Genomic DNA, 9,126 nt, shown 5'->3' with positions numbered 1-9,126 from the left:
ACCTCAGGAATGAGGGGTCCTTATTCGACGCCGATCACACCGCTAACGGGGTCCCTTTTCCACGCCGATCCACACCTCCAGCACATAGCCGCCGATCACGGCGGTATGACAGGCCGCAAGCGGGCCGGGGACGCCCCGGGCGCGGCGAACCACCCCGGGATCGGCCACCTCGGTCGTCTGAACCTGGAACCCCGCACCCGTCATATGCTCGACCCATGCGCCGCAACAGCCGCAGGTCGGCGATTTGTAGACGACGAGATCCGACGACGGTCGCGCAGTCTGCGCACAAGCCGCGGTCGCCGCGGCGCCGGCCCCGACGAGTAGAAGGGTGCGGCGGGAGAACGATGCTGTCATCGACTCTTTCCTCCAGAGATCAAGAGCAAGGTGAGCCCGGTTGCGTGCGCTCAGGCCGCCGGACGAATAGGTCGGGCCGAGGAGTGGTAGATGTCGAACCGCCATTGGTCATCGCGCTTGCGCAATACGCTCGTGGCGACGCCGCGGCGTTCGATCGGGGCCCGGGCACCGTCGTTGAAGGTGATGTGATAGGTATAGGTCTCGCTCACGAAAGCGGTGTCGCCGTCGACCTCCACCGTCATCTGATGATTGCGAAACTCGAAGCCCGCCAGGTCGGCGAACTCCGGCCCGAGATGGTGCTCCAGATAGTAGGCGAAGGTCCCCTCGACCCCGCCATTCTCGAAAATCTCCGAGTCCGGCCAGAACAGGGCCGGAGTCTGTGACACGTCCATCCGGGTGATGGCGTTCTTGTAGGCTGTGACGACCGAGCGGACCTGCTGCTCATCTGTGACCTGTTTCTTCGGCGGCCGACATGTTCGCCGTCGGCGGTCCGGGTTGTCCCGGAACGCCGCTCCGGCCCTCGTCAGCGCATGCGCAGCCTCATCTGGTTCCAGGACGCCCAGCTCGGACCGGAACCGCTGGCAGGCCACTCGCCAGACCAGATCCGGACGGCGATAGGCCGAGATCAGGGTGTCGTCGAGATCCATCACGACGGCCCGAACGTCCTTAAGGATCTCCATCCGGGACGCCCCTCCGTGACCCGCCACGGGTCCTGCGACCAGCGTTAGAACCAGGCCCGAATGCCGACGACCAGCCGGGTGTCCTCCGCGTTCCGCCCATCGGCCTTGAGGAAGTCGGCCGTCCTGCCAAAGCTGCGGTTCCACTCGACACCCACATAGGGCGCGAACTCCTTGCGGACCTCATAGCGCAAACGCGCGCTGAGCTGCAGGGAGCTCAGTCCTGAGCCGATCGAGAGCTCAGGGATGTCCTCGGCGGACAGGAGGATCTCCGCCCTCGGCTGCAGGATCCATCTCTGGGTGATGCGTTGATCGTAGAGCGATTGGACCCGGGCGGTCAGCTCCCCCTTGTTGGACAGGAAGGCTGAAGCATCGACCTCAAACCAGTAGGGGGCGAGCCCCTGCATGGCGACAACCAGGTCGGTTCTGTCGGCTTCCGGCCGGTAGGTCTGGCGCACACCGGCTTGCAGGTTCCAGAAGGGAAGAACAGCGCGGCTGTACAGTGCCTGGAGTTCCGCCTTTTCCAGCTTGCCGTTGAACGCGCCCTCGCCTTCGGACTTCCACCAGAAGCGGTTGATATCGCCGCCGCTCCATCCCTGGGCATCCCAGGCATAGCCTTCACCACCGTCTGCGAAAGTCCCTTCAAGTCGTTCAACGATGACAGCGGTCGTCAGGATGTCACCATTTTCGATGCGCAGTTCCTCGCGCGACGCTTCCATCTCGGCCGGGTCGAACAACAGGTCAGCGGCGTGGACCGGTCCGCTTGACGCCCGCGACGGGGGGGGTGTCTCAGGCGGCCGTCCCGGATTGTTGGCGCTTGTCGGCACATCCGGGGGCATGGCCATGCCCTGCACGTCATGCGCTGTCGGCATCTGACCCATGGTCGACATGTCATGGCCCGCCGGCATCGCCGGTGTGGCCGGAGCCTGGCCCATGGTCGACATGTCGTGACCCGCCGGCATCGCCGGTGTGGCCGGAGCCTGGCCCATGGTCGACATGTCATGACCCGCCGGCATCGCCGGTGTGGCGGGAGCCTGGCCCATGGTCGACATGTCGTGACCCGCCGGCATCGCCGGTGTGGCCGGAGCCTGGCCCATGGTCGACATGTCATGACCCGCCGGCATCGCCGGTGTGGCGGGAGCCTGGCTCATGGTCGACATGTCATGACCCGCCGGCATCGCCGGTGTGGCCGGAGCCTGGCTCATGGTCGACATGTCGTGACCGGCATGGGGGTCGGCAGGAACCACACGGGCGGGAACCGACCCGACCGGGCAGACCGGGGCTCCTGGCCTTCCGACCCGGGTCAAATCCGCGTCGGGCGCACTGCTTCGGACGCAGCCGGGCGGCAGCGGTGCGGTCTGTGCCTGGGCCGGCGGTGTGTGACCGGCGTGAGACTGGGCGAAGGCCGGTGCAGCGACGAGCATCAACGGCAGAAGGGCGACGGAGGTCCGGATCATGCGGCGGCTCCTTCCAGGGGTCGGACAGTGACGACGTTGAACATTCCCGCGTGCATATGCATCAGCAGATGGCAGTGGAAGGCCCAGTCCCCGGGGTTGTCGGCGGTCAGGTCGAAGGTGACCTTGCCGCCCGGCGCGACATTGACCGTGTGCTTCAGCGGCTGGTGCCCGGCCGGACCGCCGGTGACCAGTTCGAAGAAATGGCCGTGCAGGTGGATCGGGTGGGCCATCATCGAGTCATTGACCAGGGTGACCCGCACGCGTTCATTCAACTCGAAGCGGAACGGCTCCACCCCCTCGCTGAATTTCTCGCCATCAAAGCTCCACATGAACCGTTCCATATTGCCGGTCAGGTGGATTTCCATACTGCGACTGGGCGGCCGCCGATCCTTGTTCGGCTGCAGCGCCACGAGGTCGGTATAGACCAGTACTCGGTGGTCGACCTCGGCCAGGCCGATCGGGCGCTCGCCCAATCGGTTGACCGGCGTCATGGCAATGGCATCGACCCCGACCCCGACCCGCATGTCAGGAGGGGCGTTCTCGGGATCCCGCATATTCATGCCGGACATGCCTCGCGTCGCCGCGCCGCCCGCAGCAGCATCAGGGGCCATTCCTGCCATGGGGGCGGCGGGTGCCATTCCCGGCATGGCTCCATGATCCATGCCGCCCATCCCGCCCATGCCCATGTCCTTCATGGTCAGATTGGGCACCTCACGCAGCGGCGGCACCTCGGCCGTCATCCCCATCCGGGGCGCGAGGGTGGCGCGACCCATGCCGGACCGGTCGATGGCTTCGGAGACGATGGTGTAGGCGCGATCCTCGGTCGGGCGGACGATGACGTCATAGGTCTCGGCGACCGAGATCTGGAACTCGTCGGTCTCGACCGGGCGGACGTTCTCGCCATCCGCCTGGACCACGGTCATGGCCAGGCCGGGAATGCGGACGTTGAAGATCGACATGGCAGAGGCGTTGATGACGCGCAGCCGCACTCGCTCGCCGGGCCGGAACAGGCCGGTCCAGTTCTCCTGCGGGCCGTGGCCGTTGATCAGATAGGTGTAGGTGGTGCCGCTCACATCGAGGATGTCACGCGGGTCCATCCGCATCCTGCCCCACGCCCTGCGCTCCTCCAGACTCATCCGGTCGCTGCCGTCCAGCAGCCCGGCAAGAGTGGTCCTCTGGCGGTTGAAATAGCCCGGGCTCTTCTTCAGCTTTTCGAGAATTTCGTGCGGATGCATGAAGCTCCAGTCCGACAGGACCAGCACATGTTCGCGGTCATAGCCGACCGGATCGGCACCCGCCGGGTCGATGACGATCGGACCGTAATGGCCCAGCGCCTCCTGCAGGCCCGAATGGCTGTGGTACCAGAAGGTGCCCGATTGCCGGACCGGGAACTCATAGACGAAGGTCTCGCGCGGCTTGATGCCGGGGAAGCTGATGCCCGGCACGCCGTCCATCTGGAACGGCAGCAGAATGCCGTGCCAGTGGATCGAGGTGTCTTCCTCGAGCTGATTGTGCACCGCCAGCCGGACGTTCTGGCCCTCGCGCAGGCGCAGCAGAGGGGCTGGAAGAGTGCCGTTGATCGTTGTCGCCGTCGCGGTCCGCCCGCCGACAGTGAAAGGCGTCTGGGCGATTGTGAGATCGATGTTTGGACCCGACAGGGTCGGCAGGTCAGCGCGCAGACCGGGGGAGCCCGTCTGGGCCCAGGCCGGCGTCAGTCCCTGCAGCGCCAGAACACCACCGCCGGCGGCGGCTCCGCGCAACAGCGCGCGACGGTCGAGCTTCATGGGTGTCTCCTGAACTTCAAAGGGGGCGTCACGCCGTGTCCGGCGACGTCCTCTAGGGGTTTACGCATCGCGCGCGCCGATCCCTCGCGACAGACGGCGCGCCGAGGCAGGGGCTAGAGCCGTGAAGGCCTTCGGTTTGGGCCTGCCCCAAAGCCGGCGCGCCTGACTCCCTGGCGATCCCGGCGATCCCGGCGAGGGATGATCGCGACCGACGCGTAACCCAATTAGGCGGACAGTCCGGTCCCGTCCGACCCTGGGACCATCGCGCATGACGTCCGTTTCGCCCACCCGCGAGGGCTACCCCACTGACCTGCGAGCCCTCACCAGTCTGAGGGCCTTCCTGGCGATCGGCGTGGTGTTGTTCCACTACCAGCTCCAGTGGGATCCCGCCCTGGGCTTCAGCCCGATCATCGAGCGGTCCCGGCTGGCGGTGGACGCCTTCTTCATGCTGTCCGGGTTCATCCTGGCTCATGTCTACGGCCCGTCCTTCGCAGCCGGAACCTTCAGCTACCGGCGCTTCATCGTCGCCCGCATCGCCCGGCTTTACCCCCTGCACCTGGCGGTGCTGGGCGGAGTCCTGGTCATGGTAATCGTCGCCCGGGCCGCCGGGGTCCAGTACGACCCGACCACCTACACTCTCGAGGGGTTCGTCAAAACCTTGCTGCTCGTCCAGGCCTGGTTTCCGAGCCTTGTCGGCTACAACTGGAGCGGTCCGTCCTGGTCGCTTTCGGCCGAATGGTTCGCCTATCTGCTCTTCCCTGCCTATGCGCTGATCGCGATGAAGTTGAAGACCCGCCCCTGGGCCTTGCTGTTGCTGGGCGCGCTCGGCTTCATCGTGATCGACGCCGTCTATGGCCAGATGTTCGGCAAGGTGCTGCCGCGTGCCGAGGACGACATGGGCATCCTGCGCATCCTTCCAGAGTTTCTGATCGGCATGGCGCTCTATGGACTGGGCCGTCGATGGCGGTGGTCGCGAGGCGTCGCCATTGACGCCAGTGTGATTGCCACCCTGTGCCTGCTGCTGGCCATGCAGTTTAGTCTCGACGACCGGTTAGTGGTCGCCCTCGCCGCGCCCCTGATTCTGACATGGTCCATGCTGGCCAGAGCCGCGGGAGACGGCCCCTTGTCAGCCCCCCTCGCGACTTTCTCGGGTGAGGCCTCCTTCGCCCTCTACCTGGTCCACATGCCGCTGCTGGTGGCCTACAAGGGCGTCGCATCAGAGCTTCGCGGGATCGACAGCGGCTTCTACATGTCTCCCCTGGAACTGGCGGGCCTGTTCGTGGTCACCGTCGCCGCCGCCGCCGCGCTGCATCTGGGTGTGGAAAAACCTGGTCGCCGCTGGATCCGGCGACGCTTCGAAGGCCGGACACCTCCCCCGTGCGGGACCGTCTGACGCCCTTTCGCCGGGTGCGCCTCGTGCACCCTCGTCTCTGACCTGGCGAGTCAGCGCGACCCGGAACGACAGGTGCATTACGTCTTCGAGGTCGAATTCCCTCACCGACAGTCGTTGAATTCGTCCGTCCGGCCGATCTTTTTCCACCCCGGCAACCCTCGGGATTACGACCCGTTTCGGCCGGACTTGAAGGAACGGAGGTTTGTCATGAACACCAAGACCTATTTGCGCTTCGGCGCGATGATCGCGACATCCACACTCGTCATGTTCGGATTGATGTATCTGAACACCTACCAGCTGGACCACGCACGGTTCAGCGAGACCCGGGCCTGGATGGCGCTGGTGATGGGCGCGGTCATGGCCGTCATCATGCTGCTCTTCATGCTCAAGATGTACACGGACAAGCGTCTGAACCTGGCCATCATCGGCGCAGCCGTCCTGGTGTTCGCCGGATCGCTCTGGCTCGTCCGCAGTCAGGAGACGGTCAACGACGTCGACTATATGCGCGCGATGATCCCGCATCACTCGATCGCCATCCTGACGAGTGAACGCGCCCATATCCGCGACCCGCGGGTGCGCGAACTCGCCGACGGCATCATCGAGGCGCAAAAGCGTGAGATCGCCGAGATGGACGCGCTCATCGCCGACCTCGAACGCAATCCCACACCCTCCACGGCACCCGACCTACCCGCCTACACTGAGCGCTGATCAGGATCTTCGATCGGGAGTTACCCACGCCCGCGTCGTCGAATGATCCGTCGAAAGGCCCGGCTGCCCTGGGTTCATTCCTCAATCGCGCAGCTGATGTCACGGCCTTCGGGGAACGCCACTTCCCGTCGCTCTCGCGCGTCCTTGTCTTGCCTGGGACCGGTCCTTCGTGCCGTCCAGGTCATCTCGGTCTCAAAACGCGCGTGGCCCAGGCTGCCGGTGCCGACCGCGCGCTCGCCCGCCGGACCGGCGGGCCTGTCGTCCCCACTGATCCGCCTCCCCTGGATCTGCTCTTTGCAAGGGCCGTGGACCGAAAGGGTGTGGTTGTCGACCGAGCGCCAGTGTTTCGGCCTGACAGGTCCGCGGCCTCCACTACGGGGGACGATGACAGCTTGTTGAGTTGCGGCAACCTCCCCGACGGCGTCTCTCCGATGCTCGGGCAGGAGGGCTGTCGTGATCAAGCCGACGGACATTGAGACCGACCTCTCAGGGCGTCGACAGGATGAGATCGCCCGCGTCGCCAGGGAACTGGCGGGGTACGGCTTCTATGTCATGGACGCGCTGTTGCCCGACGACATCCGCGCCAGACCCATTCCCTCGCGAACTCCGGCTCCGCCCGGGCGCGAAGCCCGGGCCGGAGGCCGCCTAGGCGCCGAGGACGCCCAGGTGCTCGAGCAGGATGGTCAGGCCGAGCGTGACGAGGGCGAGACCCCCTAACAGCTCAACCGCCTTGCCAAAGCGCCGGCCGACCATACGACCGACCACCATGCCGATGGTCGCGAGCAGGAAGGTCGTGAGCCCGATCGAGGCGGCGATGATCCAGATATTGGCCCCGATGAAGGCCAGGCCGACCCCGACGGCAGCGGCGTCGATACTGGTCCCGACCGCCGTCACGATCAGCCCCCAGGGTCCGGAACGGCGCGGCTCGTCGCACGCATCCCCCGGTCGGAAACGGGTCGCTTCCCGGATCATCCTGCCGCCCACGGCGGCCAGCAGGCCGAAGGCGATCCAGTGATCGATCTTCTCGACCAGACCCGCGGCGACCATGCCGAGCCCCCAGCCGATCAAGGGCGTGATGGCTTCGATGACACCGAACACCAGACCCGCCTTGACCGCGCCGGGCAGGGTCGGACGGTGCGACGCGCCGCGACCGACCGCCGCTGCGAAAGCATCGGTGGACATGCTGAGTGACAGGACAGCGATGGCAAGGGGAGTCATGACGGGCATCCACCGGGCGACGAACAGCGCTTCCCTCCCCGGCCGGTGCGGTGGTGGGACGCGCTGGTCTCGCCAGGCGGTGGTTCCGCTGGTCGGACCACGCGTCGAAACGCGAGTGTGTTGATCCGACCCCGGCGATCAGATGCCGGAAGCTACTCCCCAACAGGAAGCGCCTTCTAACCACCCTCGCGCGTTCCGGCAAGATACTATAGGGGAGTACCCATGGCCCACACCTCCACCAACAAGGAGAAGCTCGTCGCCCGCGTCCGCCGCATCGCCGGCCAGCTCGGCGCGATCGAGCGCGCGATCGAGGCGGAGGCCGGCTGTTCGCAAATCCTGCAGCAGGCCGCCGCCGCCCGCGGCGCCATGAGCGGATTGCTGGAAGAGCTGATCGAAGATCATCTTCGTCACCACGTCGCCGATCCCGGGCTGAGCGAGGCGGATCGCCAAAACGGCGCTGACGAACTGAGCCTCCTCATCCGCCGCTATTCCAGGTGAAGACCCGCGACATGAACCCGACCGAGTTCGACTATCTGACCCACGATCATCATTTCCTCAGCCGGTCGCACGATGAGAGTGCGCGGCGGACGTTGTGGGTCGTCGGCCTGACCGCCGTCATGATGGTCGGGGAGATCATCGCCGGCATGGTCTATGGCTCGATGGCCCTGCTGGCCGACGGTTTCCACATGGCCACCCATGCCGGCGCCCTGGCCGTGGCGGCCGGGGCCTATGCCTATGCCAAGCGCCATTCGGCCAACCGGCGCTTCAGCTTCGGGACCGGCAAGGTGGGCGACCTCGCCGGCTTCGCCTCGGCCTTGGTGCTGGGCATCGTCGCGCTCGGGATCGCCGGAGAGTCCATCGCGCGCCTGTTCGATCCGCGCTCGGTCGCCTTCGGTCAGGCCACGCTCGTCGCCGTTCTCGGTCTGGGGGTCAACCTGGTCAGCGCCCTGCTGCTGGCCGGGGGCGGTCATCATCATCATCATGGCCATCACGACCACGGCCACCATGGTCATGACCATGATGACGATCACCATGATGATCATCACTCCGGGCACAGCGCCCATCGCGACAACAACCTGCGCTCAGCCTATTTCCACGTCCTGGCCGACGCCCTGACGTCGGTGCTGGCCATCGTCGCCCTGGTGGCGGGGCGCTACCTCGGCTGGGTCTGGCTGGATCCGTTGATGGGCGTCGTCGGCGCCATCGTCATCGCACGATGGTCATGGTCGCTGATGCGCGACACCGCCGCGGTCCTGCTCGACACGACGGACAGCACCCTCGAGGCCGAGGTGCGGGACTGCGTGGAGGGACCGGGCGATGCCCGGATCACCGACCTGCACGTCTGGCGGGTCGGGCCCGAGGCTCACGCCGCTATCGTCAGCGTCACCGGAGCGGTTGACAGCGAAACCATACGAACCCGGCTGCGGCCGGTTCACGAACTCGGACATCTCACCGTGGAGTGCCGCTGACCCGGTTCGGCCGCCCGACGCAGCCCTCGCGAGTGAACGTCAGAACATCCGGATGCTCGTGTGTAA

The 9,126-nt window shown here is 66.1% G+C and carries 9 protein-coding genes and 1 riboswitch; of the genes, 4 read left to right on the top strand and 5 right to left on the bottom strand.

The features are described from left to right. Nucleotides 1-42 precede the first annotated feature (42 nt). Genes AC07NC_RS15930 through AC07NC_RS15915 form a run of 4 tightly spaced genes read right to left on the bottom strand, consistent with a single transcriptional unit; the run spans nt 43 to nt 4,272 of the window. Complete coding sequence (locus tag AC07NC_RS15930) at nt 43-354, bottom strand: DUF411 domain-containing protein (RefSeq protein ID WP_494570117.1); 312 nt, start codon at nt 352-354, stop codon at nt 43-45. A 50-nt stretch (nt 355-404) separates the two neighbouring features. Beyond that, entirely contained in the window at nt 405-1,034 is a 630-nt protein-coding gene (locus tag AC07NC_RS15925; RefSeq protein WP_494570116.1) for a YybH family protein, read from the bottom strand. 44 nt (nt 1,035-1,078) lie between these two features. Then, nucleotides 1,079-2,488 (bottom strand): copper resistance protein B, encoded by a 1,410-nt coding sequence (locus tag AC07NC_RS15920; RefSeq protein WP_494570115.1) that lies wholly within the window; start codon nt 2,486-2,488, stop codon nt 1,079-1,081. Continuing rightward, on the bottom strand, nt 2,485-4,272 hold the full coding sequence (locus AC07NC_RS15915; RefSeq protein WP_494570114.1) for a copper resistance system multicopper oxidase: 1,788 nt from the start codon (nt 4,270-4,272) through the stop codon (nt 2,485-2,487). Before AC07NC_RS15915 ends, AC07NC_RS15920 begins: the two co-directional genes overlap by 4 nt. A 268-nt stretch (nt 4,273-4,540) precedes the next feature. On the opposite strand from AC07NC_RS15915, the gene AC07NC_RS15910 reads away from it, so the two are divergent. Together AC07NC_RS15910 and AC07NC_RS15905 are read left to right on the top strand one after the other, a co-directional pair. Then, nucleotides 4,541-5,665, top strand: coding sequence for an acyltransferase family protein (locus tag AC07NC_RS15910; protein ID WP_494570113.1), 1,125 nt, complete (start codon nt 4,541-4,543; stop codon nt 5,663-5,665). A gap of 207 nt (nt 5,666-5,872) precedes the next feature. Beyond that, on the top strand, nt 5,873-6,373 hold the full coding sequence (locus tag AC07NC_RS15905) for a DUF305 domain-containing protein (RefSeq protein ID WP_494570112.1): 501 nt from the start codon (nt 5,873-5,875) through the stop codon (nt 6,371-6,373). Nucleotides 6,374-7,018: 645 nt separating this feature from the next. Here the strand turns inward: AC07NC_RS15905 and AC07NC_RS15900 are convergent. Then, complete coding sequence (locus AC07NC_RS15900) at nt 7,019-7,591, bottom strand: manganese efflux pump MntP (protein ID WP_494570111.1); 573 nt, start codon at nt 7,589-7,591, stop codon at nt 7,019-7,021. Between the two features lie 5 nt (nt 7,592-7,596). Then, nucleotides 7,597-7,761, bottom strand: a riboswitch (yybP-ykoY riboswitch). Nucleotides 7,762-7,813: 52 nt separating this feature from the next. On the opposite strand from AC07NC_RS15900, the gene AC07NC_RS15895 reads away from it, so the two are divergent. Beyond that, nucleotides 7,814-8,089 carry a metal/formaldehyde-sensitive transcriptional repressor gene (locus AC07NC_RS15895; protein WP_494570110.1) on the top strand — a complete coding sequence of 92 codons (276 nt, stop codon included), beginning with the start codon at nt 7,814-7,816 and terminating at the stop codon, nt 8,087-8,089. 11 nt (nt 8,090-8,100) lie between these two features. Then, entirely contained in the window at nt 8,101-9,060 is a 960-nt protein-coding gene (gene dmeF, locus AC07NC_RS15890; protein WP_494570109.1) for a CDF family Co(II)/Ni(II) efflux transporter DmeF, read from the top strand. Nucleotides 9,061-9,126: the final 66 nt, after the last annotated feature.

This window comes from Brevundimonas sp. GW821-FHT10A07 (assembly GCF_059415785.1).
The sequence above is the reverse complement of the archived record's forward strand: the minus strand, read 5'-3'. Positions and strand labels throughout refer to the sequence as shown.

What these genes read in the sequence shown, in the direction of transcription:
- AC07NC_RS15915 (WP_494570114.1), bottom strand. Translation starts at nt 4,272, where the DNA reads ATGAAGCTCGACCGTCGCGCGCTGTTGCGCGGAGCCGCCGCCGGCGGT.
- AC07NC_RS15905 (WP_494570112.1), top strand. Translation starts at nt 5,873, where the DNA reads ATGAACACCAAGACCTATTTGCGCTTCGGCGCGATGATCGCGACATCC.
- AC07NC_RS15895 (WP_494570110.1), top strand. Translation starts at nt 7,814, where the DNA reads ATGGCCCACACCTCCACCAACAAGGAGAAGCTCGTCGCCCGCGTCCGC.
- AC07NC_RS15930 (WP_494570117.1), bottom strand. Translation starts at nt 354, where the DNA reads ATGACAGCATCGTTCTCCCGCCGCACCCTTCTACTCGTCGGGGCCGGC.
- AC07NC_RS15910 (WP_494570113.1), top strand. Translation starts at nt 4,541, where the DNA reads ATGACGTCCGTTTCGCCCACCCGCGAGGGCTACCCCACTGACCTGCGA.
- AC07NC_RS15925 (WP_494570116.1), bottom strand. Translation starts at nt 1,034, where the DNA reads ATGGAGATCCTTAAGGACGTTCGGGCCGTCGTGATGGATCTCGACGAC.
- AC07NC_RS15920 (WP_494570115.1), bottom strand. Translation starts at nt 2,488, where the DNA reads ATGATCCGGACCTCCGTCGCCCTTCTGCCGTTGATGCTCGTCGCTGCA.
- dmeF (WP_494570109.1), top strand. Translation starts at nt 8,101, where the DNA reads ATGAACCCGACCGAGTTCGACTATCTGACCCACGATCATCATTTCCTC.
- AC07NC_RS15900 (WP_494570111.1), bottom strand. Translation starts at nt 7,591, where the DNA reads ATGACTCCCCTTGCCATCGCTGTCCTGTCACTCAGCATGTCCACCGAT.